This is a genomic window from Rheinheimera riviphila (assembly GCF_004005945.1).
Taxonomy (GTDB): Bacteria; Pseudomonadota; Gammaproteobacteria; order Enterobacterales; family Alteromonadaceae; genus Pararheinheimera; species Pararheinheimera riviphila.
In genome coordinates this window covers 15,327-30,690 of record NZ_SACS01000022.1, presented here as the reverse complement: position 1 = coordinate 30,690, position 15,364 = coordinate 15,327, and the positions used below count along the sequence as shown (strand labels likewise).

10 protein-coding genes are annotated in these 15,364 nt (G+C 51.9%); 3 read left to right on the top strand and 7 right to left on the bottom strand.

What is annotated here, in order from left to right; translation table 11 throughout:
• Positions 1 to 51: 51 nt before the first annotated feature.
• Both EOE67_RS16880 and EOE67_RS16875 read right to left on the bottom strand, forming a co-directional pair.
• Complete coding sequence (locus EOE67_RS16880; RefSeq protein ID WP_127700506.1) at positions 52 to 1,242, bottom strand: fatty acid desaturase family protein; 1,191 nt, start codon at positions 1,240 to 1,242, stop codon at positions 52 to 54.
• Between the two features lie 76 nt (positions 1,243 to 1,318).
• Entirely contained in the window at positions 1,319 to 2,497 is a 1,179-nt protein-coding gene (locus EOE67_RS16875; RefSeq protein WP_164852410.1) for a flavin reductase family protein, read from the bottom strand.
• 447 nt (positions 2,498 to 2,944) lie between these two features.
• Here EOE67_RS16875 and EOE67_RS16870 point away from each other — a divergent pair, with 447 nt between their 5' ends.
• A complete protein-coding gene (locus EOE67_RS16870) occupies positions 2,945 to 7,156 on the top strand; it encodes a hypothetical protein (protein WP_127700504.1) in 4,212 nt (1,403 codons plus the stop codon).
• A gap of 68 nt (positions 7,157 to 7,224) precedes the next feature.
• Here EOE67_RS16870 and tpx read toward each other — a convergent pair whose 3' ends face one another.
• Together tpx and EOE67_RS16860 are read right to left on the bottom strand one after the other, a co-directional pair.
• The gene (tpx, locus tag EOE67_RS16865) at positions 7,225 to 7,722 is read right to left on the bottom strand and encodes a thiol peroxidase (RefSeq protein WP_127700503.1); all 498 of its coding nucleotides are present in this window, start codon (positions 7,720 to 7,722) and stop codon (positions 7,225 to 7,227) included.
• Between the two features lie 133 nt (positions 7,723 to 7,855).
• On the bottom strand, positions 7,856 to 8,494 hold the full coding sequence (locus EOE67_RS16860; protein ID WP_127700502.1) for a methylamine utilization protein: 639 nt from the start codon (positions 8,492 to 8,494) through the stop codon (positions 7,856 to 7,858).
• A gap of 257 nt (positions 8,495 to 8,751) precedes the next feature.
• On the opposite strand from EOE67_RS16860, the gene EOE67_RS16855 reads away from it, so the two are divergent.
• On the top strand, positions 8,752 to 9,951 hold the full coding sequence (locus tag EOE67_RS16855) for a hypothetical protein (protein ID WP_127700501.1): 1,200 nt from the start codon (positions 8,752 to 8,754) through the stop codon (positions 9,949 to 9,951).
• Between the two features lie 53 nt (positions 9,952 to 10,004).
• Here EOE67_RS16855 and EOE67_RS16850 read toward each other — a convergent pair whose 3' ends face one another.
• Positions 10,005 to 10,616: a LysE family translocator gene (locus EOE67_RS16850; protein ID WP_240652856.1), complete on the bottom strand. Its 612-nt coding sequence runs from the start codon at positions 10,614 to 10,616 to the stop codon at positions 10,005 to 10,007.
• Between the two features lies 1 nt (position 10,617).
• A complete protein-coding gene (locus EOE67_RS16845; protein WP_240652855.1) occupies positions 10,618 to 11,532 on the bottom strand; it encodes a sterol desaturase family protein in 915 nt (304 codons plus the stop codon).
• Between the two features lie 296 nt (positions 11,533 to 11,828).
• Here EOE67_RS16845 and EOE67_RS16840 point away from each other — a divergent pair, with 296 nt between their 5' ends.
• Complete coding sequence (locus EOE67_RS16840) at positions 11,829 to 13,103, top strand: DUF3422 family protein (protein ID WP_127700542.1); 1,275 nt, start codon at positions 11,829 to 11,831, stop codon at positions 13,101 to 13,103.
• On the opposite strand, the gene EOE67_RS16835 is transcribed toward EOE67_RS16840, so the two are convergent.
• Positions 13,100 to 15,361 carry a CHASE domain-containing protein gene (locus tag EOE67_RS16835; RefSeq protein WP_164852409.1) on the bottom strand — a complete coding sequence of 754 codons (2,262 nt, stop codon included), beginning with the start codon at positions 15,359 to 15,361 and terminating at the stop codon, positions 13,100 to 13,102. The two genes, EOE67_RS16840 and EOE67_RS16835, sit on opposite strands and share 4 nt — an antisense overlap.
• Between the last annotated feature and the right edge of the window lie 3 nt (positions 15,362 to 15,364).

The window sequence follows — 15,364 nt, the reverse complement described above, 5'->3', positions numbered from 1 at the left end:
AGATTTGCTACCGGCAAACTGGTTAGGTGTGGTTGCTAAATATCCAGATGTTTATAAGGTGGTGGCAACTTGTCGCTGGCTCCCCGGCACCGAATAACGCAGAATTCGTTGCAGCACACTCAGGTACTGCCGGACAAAACTGCCACTGTGATATGGAATTCCGTGTTTGTTGGCGATCGCTGCAACCTGTGGCGCTAGTTGTAAATAACGATAAGCAGGTAAATCCGGAAACAGATGGTGTTCAATCTGACAACTTAAATGTCCGGATAAAATATGAAACCAATGTGGCCCGCTGAAATTCGACGAGCCCAGCATTTGCCGGTAATACCAATGGCCGCGGCTTTCGTTTTCACACACTTCGGGCTTAAAAATATGCACTTGCGCGGTGAAATGGCCACAAAAGATGATGGTCGACGTCCACCAGTTCCGCAGTAAATTCGCCAGGAAATTACCCAACAACACTGGCAAAAACATTGGACCTGCTAACAGTGGAAACAGCAAATAGTCTTTCAGTAGCTGCCGGCCACCTTTGCCAAAAAAGGCTTTTTTCAGTTCAGCATCCGTCACTTGCGCCACCCGTCCTGCTTTTTTCCGGCCGAAAAACACCCGTTCTGCCGCCATTTCATGGTACGACACGCCCCACTGAAACAGCGTACTGAGCATAAAATAGGTCACAATTTGCCAGCTATTTTGCAACCGCCAGCGAAAATCATCACTCAGCCGCAACAGGCCGTAGCCAAAATCGCGGTCTTTACCAATGACATTGGTGTAGGTGTGATGTTCAAAATTGTGGGTGCGTTGCCAGGATTTAGCATCGCAGGCGATATCCCACTCAAAAGTGCGGGAATTCAGGTACGGATGATTCATAAAATCATACTGACCATGTAATACGTTGTGGCCAATTTCCATGTTGTCGAGAATTTTCGCCAACGCCAACAGCAGCACGCCAAATACCCACCACCAGGCCGACCAAAAACCTGCGACCAGCAAGATGCGGCCACTGATCGCCGCTAGCCGCTGGATTTGTAATATTCGCAGCAGATATTGACTATCAGCAACGCCCACTTCAGCACGGGTTTTATCGGCCAGCGCATCTAAATCGGCCGCCAGCGCACTGGCCTGTGCTTCGCTAAAATGCCGGTCATCTGAATGCGAGCACACTTGCCCCGCTGCTACCGCATTTTCTACTGCTGTTTGTTGCCTTTGATCTTGCTGCTTATATTGCTGTTGTTGATCGTTCATTCTGCTTATTCCGAGATTAAATTCTGCACATTTTTAGCGGCTCGCCTGTGGTCATTGCGACCGTTAGAAAGCACGTTCAAACAAAGTTCAGTTCAACCGCAGAAAGCGGCTGACTGATACATAACTGGATTTGGCCTGGTCCGGCATCCGACGTTTCGCCGGTGACCAGATTACGCACCACCCCCTGACTTTTCTGGCAAAGACACTGCATACAGATGCCGCGTCGACAGCCATAAGCCGGGTCCAGACCTGCCGCTTCCAGGCTTTGCAATAAACTGCCGTCGCCGCTTTGCACGGTCAGCTGTTGTGCGGCCAAAGTTACCCTGATGGGATGTAAGCTTTGAGCGCCATTCTCTGGACGCAAAGCCCCGAGACCAAAAGACTCCTGCTTGATATTCGCCGGCGGCACCTTCAGTAGCGCTAACTGGTGCAACCAGGATTGGCTAAATGAAGTGGGCCCGCAGACATAAATCTGACTATCCGGTTGCTGAAACAACCAGGCTGTCACTTCGGCAACTGTGACGCGGCCGCGACTTTGGGTATCAATAAGTTGTACCTGCAACAGCGGAAATTTTTGCTGTAATTCCCGCCAACTTTCAGCAAACAGCAGCTGATCCGCACCGCGATAACTGTAAATAAGCCGAAGTGGCTGCGTCAGCCGGGTAATGGACGTTAACATGGCGTGGATCGGCGTAATGCCTGAGCCAGCGGCTAGTAGCAATGCCGGCTGGTGTTGTGAAAGCGTGAAAGAGCCCTGTGCAGCACTCAGGTGGATCGGCAATTGTGGTAACGAGTACACAACTGCTGTCGGCTCAGACAATTGCTGCAACTGGTTGCTGATCACGCCTTGTGGCTGCTGCTGAATGGTCAGTGTGATCAGCCCTTGCTCTAAAAACAGCTGCAGTGACGAGCTGATACTAAAAGTACGACTGATAGCACGGCCATTAATTTCCAGCACCAATTGCAGATGTTGCCCTGGAATAAAACCCTGCCAACGACCGCCAGGTCGTAACGTCAGATGCAGGAAGTTGCCGTGCTGCTGTATCTGCACAAGTTTGGCGTGGCTTACATGCGCCCGGAATGTGGGTCGCACCAGCCGGATCAGCGGCTCGAGATAACTGAGCAGCGAAGGTTGCACCAACGCCACTTGGCAACACCAACGCCAGCACTGTTGCCACAAGGCCGCAGCTGTGGCGGATTTCTTGGTGATCTGTTGGTTTAACCGCTTGGGTTGCGGGGTCGAAAATGACGTCATAAGGCTGCACCTGAAAATTTCAGCGCACATTTGTACTCTATTTTATTTTTATATTCCAGTGAATATTTTTGAACAAAGCTGGTTAATGCGCTTATTTTTAGCGAACTTAGCTGCATCTACCTGAGCTGCATCAGTTATTCCTGAATCAAGACCTTTTCTAAAAGATAACAACTGTGCGCTGACACTACTCTGATTAGGCTTCACGAAAAAATGTAAATTCCCAGTAACGATCACCGCCAACAATCTGGTTATCTATATAAAAATCAATGCTATATTATGGTTGCGTTCTTATGGTTGCTTAGTGACATCAACCGGCACTGGCAACGCAGTGCCCTTATGCTCAGGAAGGATTCACCCATGTTGGCTGTTGTGGCATTTCTTAGATTTAACCATCCGCTTTGGCAAAAATTATCACACTTGCTCAGCCGCGTGCTGCTGGCATCGCTCATGAGCAGCTTACTTAGCTTTTCGGCGTTGGCCCAAACATCCACCACCAGTCAGCTGCAAAACAGCACTATTGCCGGGCAAATTCCAGCGGCACTACAACCCTGGCAGGCCTGGGTGCTGGCAAAGCATCCAAATCATCCTTGTCCGTGGCTGGATGGTGAGGAGCAACAATGTTTATGGGTGGGTCAGACCCGCATTGAGGCAAGCCCCGCCGGTGCCGAATTCAGCATCAATCTGCAGTTATTTCAACAAGGCTGGATCACCTTGCCGGGCGATGTACGGCATTGGCCACAAGAAGTTGTCGCCCGCAATGGGATGAACGAAGAGAGCACACCGGCCATTCGTGATCTCAATGGTGAACCGCAAATCTGGCTCACTGATGGCAACTGGCGATTAACCGGCAAATTTGACTGGCAGCAAGCGCCTGAATATCTGCAGATCCCAACCCAAAGCGGCATTTTGCAACTGCAGTGGCAGCAGCAAAAGGTCGCTCAGCCCAAAAGATTAGGACGCCAGCTCTGGTTACAGCCAAGTGCTCAGCAAAGCGCCGATCTGGCGCAGGATCAATTGCAAATTCAGGTGTTTCGACTGCTGGAAGATCATATTCCGGCGCGGCTCACCACAGTGCTGCAACTTGATGTCAGCGGCAATTCCCGTGAAATCGAATTATCCGGCGCCTTGTTACCCTCATTTCAGGCGTTGACACTGAGCAGTGAATTACCGGCTTTGCTCAATGCCGATGGTCAGTTGCGACTGCAATTGCAGCCAGGTCGTTTTCAGGTTGAACTGGTCAGTCAAAGTTTTACCCCTGTCGCAAATCTGACGCTACCAGGAGCGAAAGCACCATGGCCCGACACTGAAATTCTGGCCTTTGCTGCCGCACCTGAACTTCGTACCGTGCGGATCAGCGGCGCACCAGCCCTCGACCCAAATCAAACCCAGGCGCCACAGCACTGGCGGCAATATCCGTTGTATCAACTGAGCGCTGGTGGCAGTCTGCAATTAGAACAACAAAGCCGCGGCGCCACCCAAAGTCAGGATCAACTGCAACTGAGCAAAACCGCCTGGCTTAATTTTAATGGCGACACGCTGACGGTCGCAGATACGCTGAGCGGCGAATTAGCCAGCAGCAGCCGCTTATCAGTGATGGCCCCCTATCAACTCGGCCGCGCCGAACTGTCGGGTGAACCACAGCTGATTACGCAATTACCACCACAACAACCTGGGGTTGAATTAAGACAAAACCCGCTACAACTGACCACAGTGAGCACAGTGCCTTTATCCGCATCCATGCCGGCAACCTTGCCGGTCAGCGGTTGGCAAGCCAGGTTTTCGAACGTTGAAATGCAGTTGCAATTGCCACCTGGCTGGTCCTTATTTACCGCCACCGGCGCCGATGAAATTTACGGTGGTTATATCCAAAACTGGACCTTATGGGACATCTTTTTTGTGTTGCTGTTAACCACCGCCTGCGGCCGGATGTTTGGCTGGCCATTGGCGCTATTGGCATTCAGTTGCATGTTGCTGCTCTACCAACGTGCTGATGCGCCGCAATGGTTGTGGCTGGTGTTGGTGTCGTTATTGGCGCTGTTAAAAATTGCCTCTGGCCGCGTATTGACATGGCTACAACGGGCCAGCCAGCTCTGTGCGGTGATGTTATTGTTGCTGTTATTGCCGTTTGCGATTGATCAAATCCGGCTGGCAATTTACCCGCAATTGGAAAAACCATGGCACAGTATTCAATATCAGAACAGTGCAAACACCGACGAGCAACAGGGCGCTTCTTATGAACGTGCCGAGCGTCAGGCCACCGCAAAAATGGCTCAACAAGAGGTTGCAGCCGCACCGCCGGTGGCGAGTGTCGCTGGTGCCATGAGTTCGGTTGCGGTCAATGAATATCAGAAACTGAGCAAAAACTTAGCTGAACCACTACCCACGCCATCCTTTGCCCAGGATCCAACCGCGCGGATCCAGACCGGCCCCGCCCGGCCAGAATGGCAGTGGCAAACGGTGACCTTGCGCTGGCAAGGTCCGGTTCTGGCAGAAGAACAAACGCAGTTGTATCTGGTGCCAGCCTGGTTAAACCGGTTGGGTTCGCTGGTGACGGTACTGTTGGCGTTGGCGTTTTGGTGGTTGTTAAGCCGTCAGTTATGGGCTGTTGACTGGAAGGTGTTGGCGCAAAAACCAGCGCCTGGCTCGGTGTCTGTATCAATCCAGTCATTGCTGCCGACGTTGCTACCGGCGTTATTGCTGCTGGCCGCAACCCTCAGCCCGAGCCCGGCATTCAGTCAAAGTTTGCCGAATGCCGAGCTATTGGCTGAACTCGAGCAGCGCCTGCTAAAACGTCCCGAATGTCTGCCACAGTGCAGCAGTATTTCGAAGCTACACCTAAGCGCCAACGATGATCAAGTCATAGTGATGCTGACCTTGCACAGCCAGCAAGATACCGCCTGGCCGTTACCGGTAGCGCTGCATCTGCTGAGTCAAATTACCCTGGGTCAATCTCCGGCAACTTTATACAGCGAGGATGAACAACATTGGTTGTTGTTGCCCAGAGGCCAACACCAGTTGGAGCTAAAGCTTGAAGTTGGCAATATTTCGCAGTTAAATCTGCAGTTTGCACAGCCCTGGCATCAACTGACCAGCCAACTACAGGGCTGGAGTCTGAGCCTCGATACCACCCATGCCGACGATCTACCTGCCTTAATAGAAAGCCGCAAACAACTGCAATTGCAGCGCACCAGTAAAATCGCCACCCAACAACGATTGGATCCGTCACAGAGTTCAATTGCACCAGTCGCAGTGCTGACCCGGCGCTTACAACTGGGGCTGGAATGGCAGCTGCATTCCACTTTAGAGCGTCAAGGCCAGTCCAATGCCAGTTTGCAAATTGCGTTGCCACTGCTGCCAGGTGAAACGCCCATCAGTAAACAGACAGTGCTGGATGGCAAAATTCAGCTGCAATTGGCGCCCGATCAATACTCGGTCAGCTGGGTATCGCGTCTGGCAAAAACCGACCAATTGCAACTGAAAGCGCAACTGCCGTTAACTGCGGAAGATTCAGCAGCACAACCACAGCTAACCGAAGTGTGGCAACTGGCGGCGGGTCCGCAGTGGCATATCAGCAGCACTGGCATTGCGGCCATAGCTGATGCCACCAGCCCGATGCCTCAGCTGTGGCGACCTTGGCCCGGCGAGCAGTTGCAGTTACAAATAAGCCAACCACCGGCCATTACCGGCGACACCATCACCATTCACCGTGCGCTGCTCAGCCAACAGCAAGGCAAACGCAGTGCCGAGCTGCGACTGGTGTTGGATATCACCGCCAGCACCGCCCAAACTTACACTTTGCAACTCCCTGCTGCGGCGGAAGTTACCGAACTACAAGCTGATGGCGACCTGTTGCCGGCGCCGGCATCGACATTATTGCAATTGCCGATCCGGCCCGGCACTCAACAACTCAGTATCAACTGGCAGCAACCAAGCGATTCGTTCTGGCAACATCAGACACCGCAGCTTCATTTAGGTCAGGCCGCCGGTAATATTTATCTGCAATTGCAGTTGCCGCCCGATCGTTGGTTGTGGGCCGTGCAAGGACCTGCCATTGGCCCGGCGATTTTATTCTGGGGCATGTTGCTGGTGGTGCTCGGACTCGCAGTAGTGTTGGCGCGCGTGATCGCATCACCACTCACCAAAAGGCATTGGCTGTTATTGTTTGCTGGCATCAGTACCGTCAGTTTATGGATCCCGGTGTTGATTGCGTTGTGGCTATTTAGTCTAAGTAAAAGGGGGCAGCTACAACAACCGCCGATTGGCGTGAAGGGCCGCCTGCAACAACTGAGTTTATTACTGCTGTCGCTGACCGCTGTCGGGGCCTTATTGCTGGCCATTCCTTATGGCTTGCTGTCCCAACCAGACATGCACCTAACCGGTAACGGCTCTTATTTGCAAAACTTACAATGGTATCAGGATGCTGCAACCGGCGAACTGCCTGTTGCCACCAGTTGGTCGTTGCCACTTTGGTGTTATCAGCTAGCGATGTTGTTGTGGTCATTATGGCTGGCGACAGCCTTGGTACGTTGGTTACCCTGGGCCTGGCGTCAGTTAAGTGCCGGTGGTTTTTGGCCTGCACCAGCGAGTGTCATTATGGCGACACCGGTCATTGACGCTGAGCAGAAAATTGCCGACGACGATCTGAGCGGCAAAAAGTAAACTTCCAAAAAAACACAAAAAAACGGGCCGCAATTGCGGCCCGGTTTTATGTAGTTGGCGCTACCAGCTTAATTTAAAGCTGCCACTGCGGCTTCATAAGAAGGTTCATCGGCTGTTTCAGCAACTTGCTCGGTATAAAGCACTTTGCCTTGTTCGTCCAGCACCACCACTGCGCGGGACAACAAACCGGTTAATGGACCAGTTGCGAATACTACACCGTAGTCTTTGCCAAAAGTTGACCGGAAGCTGCTGCCGTTTAATACATTTTCCAGGCCTTCAGCACCACAAAAACGTGCCTGGGCAAAAGGTAAATCGGCAGAAATGTTTAGCACCGCGGTATTGTTCAGGCTGCTTAACACCTGATTAAATTTACGCACTGAGGTGGCGCATGTTGGCGTGTCAACGCTAGGGAAAATGTTCAGCACCAGACGTTTACCAGCAAAATCTGCCAGTTTCACATCAGCAAGACCTGCGCCAGTCAGCGTAAAATCCGGAGCCTTGCTGCCCACCGCCGGTAAATCAGCCAGCGTGGTAATTGGGTTGCCTTTTAAAGTAACAGTTGCCATCTTTTGCTCTCCTTGGTGTCAACCTGTGGCTGACGGTTAATGTTCAGTATACTTAAGCGTACAAAAAAATTCAGACCATGCTTACTGCTGTCAGAAATGGTGCCACCGATACGGCGATTCAACCCCGTTGACGCTAATAATTATTGCCAAAACCTTTTTTCGGACGTTTTGGTTTTTCCTGCCGGGTGACGGTAATTTTAAAATCGGCGGCGGTTAACGGCAAAGTCACAGCCTGAGGTACCACATCCGCATCTTGCCATGGATGCCAGAGTTTTAACTGATAACCCGCAACGGGCACATCAGTAAACTCGGCAATACCCTGCTCGTTCGTCACTGCCAAAAAAGGACTTTGTCCAACATAAACATAAGCTTGCATATAATCGTGAATATTGCAGCCGAGCGCGACAATACCTGGAGTATCAAACACCACCGGCGCTTCAGGTTTACCCGCGTACAATTTTAGTTCAAACACTTTGGCCGGTGAAAAGGAATAAACATGATGGCGGGTTTTGTCCTGATTCGGGAAGTCCACCGGTGTGCCTACCTGCACTGCCGAAACAAAAGGCCGGAAAGTTAAGTCTTGTTGTGCCACGTCGGCTGGCTTGCTGCGAAAAGCCTTATTGGCTGGATCCAGCAATTCGACGACGGCGTCTGCCAATGGCTGCCCTTGCTGATCAGTAATGCGGATTTGCAGTGGTGCCGCCTGCAATGGCGCCACCAGGCATAATGTTGTGCTCAGCAACAGCCCACAACTTAATAATTTCAACAACATAGCGTTCAACCGCCTTTTCAAAAACTTTGATGATGTTCGAGTATAACAGCCGGAGTCAGCTTGAAAACATGCAAGCGCAGTTTTGTACCAACAATCAGAACTGCTATGCTTGACTGCTCCTTGGTCAGACGCGCTTATTCATGATAAATATCAATACACTAACTTTTTTACCGAAAAGCTTCCCGAAAAAGTTACCGAACAAGTTATCGAGGAATTTACTGCCGTCTGCGGCATTGTGCGCGATAGGGGCGTTGCCGTTGCAAGGGCTTGCAGCCGAGCTGACCCCTAACATCATGCTCAAAGGTAAAGGCGAGTTCAGTATCATGCAGGTGCAGCAGCAACCCTATGGTTTACAGCCCTGGTGGCAAGGTGGCACCGGGCAACTGCCTTATGAAAAAAGTGGCGTGCACGCCGGACCACAACTGCTGGCGCTGCAAATGGATACCGACAGTGCTTGGTCGGGAACTGTCCATGCGCAGTGGCATCGCATCCCAACCGCCGATTTAGGCATCACCGAAGCCTGGCTTAGCTATCAGCCTTTACCCATCGAAGGCTACCGGCTACGCGCTAAAGCCGGCTATTTTTACCCGGCGATGTCGCTGGAAAATAGCGACACCGCCTGGTCATCGCCTTACAGCAGCAATTTTTCAGTGATTAATAGTTGGCTGGCCGAAGAGCTGCGCGCCCGTGGCCTGGAATTAAGCCTCAGCCGTCCCGGCCGGTTTTTTAACTCCAGTTCCAGCTGGCAAGGCGTAGTTGGGATCTTTCAGGGTAATGATCCACTGGGATCGATCATCAGCTGGCGTGGTTTTGCCAGTCACCCATTTCAAACTAATTTAGGTGAACAAGTACGTTTTTCCAATTACCCCAGTATTCGCGAAGGCTTATTGGCGCCACAACCGGCCTGGGTGCAACCCACCCGTGAACTGGACCATCGCACCGGCTATTACCTCGGTCTGCACTGGACCCATCAATCCACGACCGAACTGCGGCTGTATCATTACGACAACAATGGCGATCCGCTGGTGTTCCGTCATGGTCAATATGCCTGGGACACGCAATTTCAAAGTCTGGCCTGGCAACAACAACTCAGCGAAAATTGGCGGCTGGTCAGCCAGTATTTAACCGGAAGTACCGAAATGGGCCCAAAAGCGGTGGTGCTGGATTATCAAAGCTGGTTTAGTCTGCTGCATTTTGATGGCGGCAATTACCGGTTCAACCTGCGTTATGATCATTGGCAGCAGCAGGACCAAGATCAGTTCCCCGGGGATGACAATAACGGCAATGGCCACGGCTGGAACGTCAATTTGCAGTTGCCTTTGAACGAGACATTGATGTTAGCGCTGGAATGGAGCCGGCTGAACAGCCATCAGGCCAATCGCGCGCAATGGGACGGCTGGCCGGTACAGCAGCATTTTCAGCAATTGCAGTTGGTCCTCAACTGGCGTTTTGATTAGCGCAATCATTGGGAGTTAGCCTTTGATCTTAAATCAAAGGCTTCTGGAAAACCTCAGGATAACGCCAGCCATACCCCAACCAACAACATCAGGCTACCGGCGATGCGGTTGAGTAACCGCACATTGTGCTCTTGGGCGAAAATCAGCCGCAGCGCTTTGCCACCACTGGCGTACAACAACAAACAACCAAATTCCAGCAGCAAAATGATGCACATCAATACCGCCAACTGCGGCCAGAACGGCAATTTAGCATCAATAAAAGGCGGCAATAACGCCATATGAAAGGCCCAACCTTTGGGGTTGGAAACCGCAGTCAGAAAACCTTGCCAGAACAGCTGTCGCCGCGACACTTCAATCACAGTGCCAGCGGCCGGAATAGCCAACTTTCCTTTGGACTGCCACATTTGCAGCCCGACATAACACAGATAAGCACCACCCAGCCATTTAAACGCCACCAGCAGTTGCGGCATTCCAAGCAAGATTGCTGCAACCCCGAGCACCGCCGACGTTGCCACCAGCGCCACGCCAAGCATTTCGCCCCACATCATCCATAAGGTGCGCCGCACGCCAAGGCTAATGCCGAGCGTCATCGACAACGTCATACAAAGGCCTGGGGTGATAGAAACAAACAAAAAAGTCGGAATAAACACCGATAATAACGTCATATTAATCATGGAGTTGCCTACCAGCTTCGTTACCTGATACTACTTCAGAACGGCCTTTGGGCGGGCCAAATAAAATGTGCAGTTTGGATTTGGCGCCTGCGGTCTTTGGTTGTCGCAATTCCTGCCACATCCGCCGCCACTCAAAAAAGGTAATGGTCAGCGGATTGACCGACTCAAAATCTTCGGTGATGCCATAAACACAAGGCACTTCGGCCACTTCCGGTTGAAAAGTACCAAACATTCGGTCCCAAATCACCAACACGCCGGCGTAATTTTTGTCGATATACAAAGGGTTACAGGCATGGTGCACCCGATGCCATGCTGGTGTGTTCAACACCAACCCTAATAGGCCCCAGTCGGCCCCCCAGCGGGTATGCACGAAAAATTGAAACGCCAGATTAATCGCCACCACTGCCAGCACCAGCTGCACGTCAAAACCGAGCAACACCAGCGGTGTCCAGAATAACCACATGCCGGAAATCGGATAGGTCAGACTTTGGCGAAAGGCAGTACTGAAATTCATCAACCTGGAGCTGTGATGCACCACATGCGAAGCCCACAACCAACGAATTTGATGCGAAGCGCGATGAAACCAGTAATAGAGAAAGTCCTGCAGGATAAACAACAGCACTAAATTGGTCAGATTAAACGACAACGAATACAGCGCAAACTGGCTAAGCCAGAAGAAAAACGGCAATAACAACAATAAAGAGAGCGCATCACCGGCCTGGTGCATCGCCGCCAGTCCCAGATTGGCCAGGCTGTCACGCCAATGATAAACGGATTGCCGTTTGCGTTCAGACTGGTACCACTCAAAGGCGATAAACAGAAAAAAAATCGGACTTAACAGGATTAAAATTAACTCAACCGGGATCACGGGTAACCTCTGAACAGCAAACAATTGCTTTAACTTCATCTTAATTGCGGAGACTTTACGCCAACAGTCCTTGGCTGCAAACCATCCGGCCATAAAAAAACCACAATTTTTGCACTGCTTTTGTGCTTTACTGCGCAATTTGCAGGCAAATGACCCGCAGAACAAAATTAAAAACTTTAAATCAATTAAAACTCAATGACTTAACTCAAGCCATTACTGGTATAGCCATTGCAGCGCAGTTCTCAGACATTGTCGCGAGACTGCCATCTGGCATCGCTAGACTGGCGCCATGCCAGCAGTTGGCTGCAAGCGGCGCAATTCAAGGAGTGTCAATGATGTCGGAATTATGGCTACGCAACCACCCGCAACGTGATTTATTGGAAAAAGAACTGCAACAGCGCTTTTTTAAGGCGCTGACGGCGCCCTGCCGCATCTGCCATTTTATGCTGACGCTCAACGGCAGCTCACGCAGCGCCGAGTTTCAGCTGATGCAACAACGGGCCAGACAATATGGCATTGAATTACAAGAAGGTGACACCGACTTAGAACTGCAATTAGGCGACATTCAGCTGCGCTGGGAGCGGCACAGCGAGTTTTCGACTTACAGTTTTATTCACCCCGGTGCCAGCGCCAGCTTTGTGGATCCAATGCAATTGCTCCCGGATTTACACTGGTTCAGCGAGCTGCCAGGCCAGTTATTCAGAGTGGTGCAGCTGATTGTGCTGCCGTCGAGCAGTATCAAGTCTGAACCGGAAATTGCCGGTTTGTTTGCCGCTGAGCACTGCATTTCCAGCCTGGTCGCCAGTAATCAAGCGCGCATTTGGACTGATTTTCGCAAACACCCGGAAGGCTCTGGCCGGATGTTGGTGCAGGATGAAGGATTATCGCCAAGCGCACTGGCGCGGTTAGTCCAGCAGCTATTTGATTTAGGAAACTATCGCAAACTCAGTCTGTTAGGTTGGCCGTTAACACGCCAGGCAGTGCATCAACTGCATCAACTAGAACAGCAGCTGTCGGATATCACCCACCGCATCGAGCAAAAACAAGGCTCGGACGAGCAACTATTGCAGGAAATCAGTCAGATGGCGGCACAAACCGAACATCTGATTGCCAACAACAGCGCCAGACTCGAAGCGAGCGCCGCCTATTATCAGCTGACGCTGGATCGGCTTAAAGCACTGCGCGAAACACCGCTGGCTGGACTAATGTCGTTACAGGATTTTTCAGAGCGCAGGCTCACCCCGGCCTTTCGCACCGCGCAGTCGGTCCTCAGTCGTCAGCGCAGTTTATCCAACCGGCTCGGGCGTTCGACCGAATTGCTTCGCACCCGAATTAATTTACAGTTAGAGCGGCAAAATACCGCATTATTGGCGTCAATGGATAAACGGGCCCGCCAACAATTGCACCTGCAAACAGCGGTGGAACGGTTATCGACAGTGGCAATTTGTTATTACGCGGTGCAACTATTAGATAAAGCACTGACATCGCTAGCCGCATTTTATCCGCCGTTGCCGCTGCAAATTTTGCAAGCTTTGAGTTTACCGCTGGTGATCATCAGTACCGGCTGGGTTTGGTATCGCTTGCGAAAACCAGCAAAACAGCAAGTTTAACCGGCTGTCGGAAACTGCAGCTGTAAACTCAGCTGTTGTGGCGGTGATTGTTGATCTGGAGTTAGACCCTGAGCTAGGGCTTGCTGATAACTAAATTCGCCACCCAGCTGCGCTGCCCAGAACCTTGCCGCTTGCAGTCGTTGTTGCAGTATCGTGGTGGCTTGCAACGGATGTAATGCCAGCGCCGCCAGATCTTGGGCACATTGTGGTGCCGCCGCGTCACTCAGCTGCAATTGCAGCCGGAAGGTCAGGCGGGTCTGAAATGGCAGCAGTTCCAGCGTCACGGCAGTGCCCGGCTTGGCGAGCGCACAAGCCAGTTCCAATAAGCCGCAGGCCATTTGCCAGCCACGATGGCGGTCTAGTTTTAACAGTTCGCTGATCGATTGCGGCTGCCAAATCAGCTGCAGATTGTTGGCGCTGGCTTGCGGCTGATAGAGCTGTACTACATCGGCAATCAGCTGGATGATTTGTTCTAATGGCGGTTGTAGCGGCTGAGAAGTGGTCGTTGGATGCTGCGCAGCATCCGTATCGGCAAGCGCCGCGCAGTAAAACTGCAGTAACCAGCGCCAGTGTTGCTGTAAAAATGGTTCAAAGTCAGTGGTTAAAGTCACAACCGATTGCAGGGACAATGCCTGGCTCAGGTCCAGCTGACACAAGACGGCCAGTTGGCGGCGCTGCTCGGTTTGCTGCTGTTGCAGCGTCTGATCCTGCATGGTGCAACACAGGCGGATTGCATCGCCTTCTGCCGCCCGCACCACATAAAAATGCACCAGACAATACAACTGCCGTCCCTGTCGGCTGACAAACCGGTAATGCTGCTGATCCTGATCCGGGCCATGCGCCAGTAACCGTTGTAAATCCTGCCGAAACAGCGCCAGCGCCGATGGATGCAGCAAATCAAACAACTGCTGTGGCTCAGGGTTTAGCTGCGGCGCAGCAAAGTCGAACATTCGCCACCAGATATCGGCATAAAAGGCACCGCCAGTGCGTAAATCGAACTCGAACCAGGCCAGTTGGCTTGCTTTTAGCGCCAGACTTTGCCGCTGCTCGTCCAGCAACAACAGTTGCCGTTGTTGCTGCACATGCTGCTGCAACTGGCTGGAGTGACATTCCGCCTGATAACGGCGCAAATTCAGATGACTTAACAATAAAAACAGCAGCACTAATGCAGCAGAAGCCAGCAACACCAATTCATATTCAGCCAGCGGCAACCATGTACGCTCGAACAGCTGATTATTTTGAATATGTAGCACAAAAGGTTGGCCGTACCAATCCAGATGACGGTGTTGCTGTAACGCCACCGAAGGCGACTTCGGATCAGCAGTCGAGGCTGAAGGTGATGCAACAACATGTTCGCTGCGGCTTGCAAATAGCAACTGTGACGAGTCTTCCTCCAAGCCACTTGACCACTGAATATCCGGCAGCACCGTGGCAGAGTCGTGCCAGGCCGCAGGCAGAATTTCCCGCACCCGAAATGCCGCATAAACAAAACCTAGTAACGCCGCTTGTTTTTGCTCAGCGGTGGTTAAAGGCGCATTGTGATGATAAAGCGGCAACATCAACACCAAACCCGGTTGCTCTGTACGTCCGCCATCTTGTTGCAGCGCGACTTTGGCGGTAATGGCGGGTTGATTCAGACTGGCGGCGCGCATCGCAGTTTGCGTTCGCAGTGGATTGGTCAGCATGTCATAACCCAGCACTTTGCGGTTTTGTGCTGTCGCAGGCTGAATATGACTGACGATGGCATAGTGCGAGCGATCCCCGGCCGGATGTAAAGTGACAGTCGCCGCCGATTGCGCTAACTCCTGCCGCCGTTGCAATTCGAGGTTCAACTGCCCCAGCAATACCGGTAATTCGACTGCCCGCCGATAACTGACCACGCCAAGTGCCTGAATGCCCGGATAAAGCTGCTGTAACTTTAAGCTCTCGACATAATGTTGCCATTCGGCCTGGCTCACGTACTCCGACGATGACACATAAGCCGCATTGGCGCCGAGCAGCAGTTCAATGTGCTTGAGCCGTTGTTGCAGTTCTTGTTCAATCCTGTCGGCATGTTGTTGAAACACCGCCTGTTGTTGCTGACGAAGATGGTCGCTGTAGTGCTGCCAGTAATAAATGACCAGGGGTAAAATAAAACACAGTCCAAGCCAGGTCAGCCAGTTATGCCGGCTAAACCACAACCGCCAGCCATGACCAGACGCTGGCTGGATGGGAAGGCTGAGGTTAAGCGCAGCTGGCGACGAAGGTTCGCTGTTCACAGG

Bases quoted from the DNA above. Each gene is read 5' to 3' on its own strand.
- EOE67_RS16870 (WP_127700504.1), top strand. From the start codon at position 2,945: ATGAGCAGCTTACTTAGCTTTTCGGCGTTGGCCCAAACATCCACCACC.
- EOE67_RS16845 (WP_240652855.1), bottom strand. From the start codon at position 11,532: ATGAAGTTAAAGCAATTGTTTGCTGTTCAGAGGTTACCCGTGATCCCG.
- EOE67_RS16880 (WP_127700506.1), bottom strand. From the start codon at position 1,242: ATGAACGATCAACAACAGCAATATAAGCAGCAAGATCAAAGGCAACAA.
- EOE67_RS16875 (WP_164852410.1), bottom strand. From the start codon at position 2,497: ATGACGTCATTTTCGACCCCGCAACCCAAGCGGTTAAACCAACAGATC.
- EOE67_RS16850 (WP_240652856.1), bottom strand. From the start codon at position 10,616: ATGACGTTATTATCGGTGTTTATTCCGACTTTTTTGTTTGTTTCTATC.
- tpx (WP_127700503.1), bottom strand. From the start codon at position 7,722: ATGGCAACTGTTACTTTAAAAGGCAACCCAATTACCACGCTGGCTGAT.
- EOE67_RS16840 (WP_127700542.1), top strand. From the start codon at position 11,829: ATGTCGGAATTATGGCTACGCAACCACCCGCAACGTGATTTATTGGAA.
- EOE67_RS16860 (WP_127700502.1), bottom strand. From the start codon at position 8,494: ATGTTGTTGAAATTATTAAGTTGTGGGCTGTTGCTGAGCACAACATTA.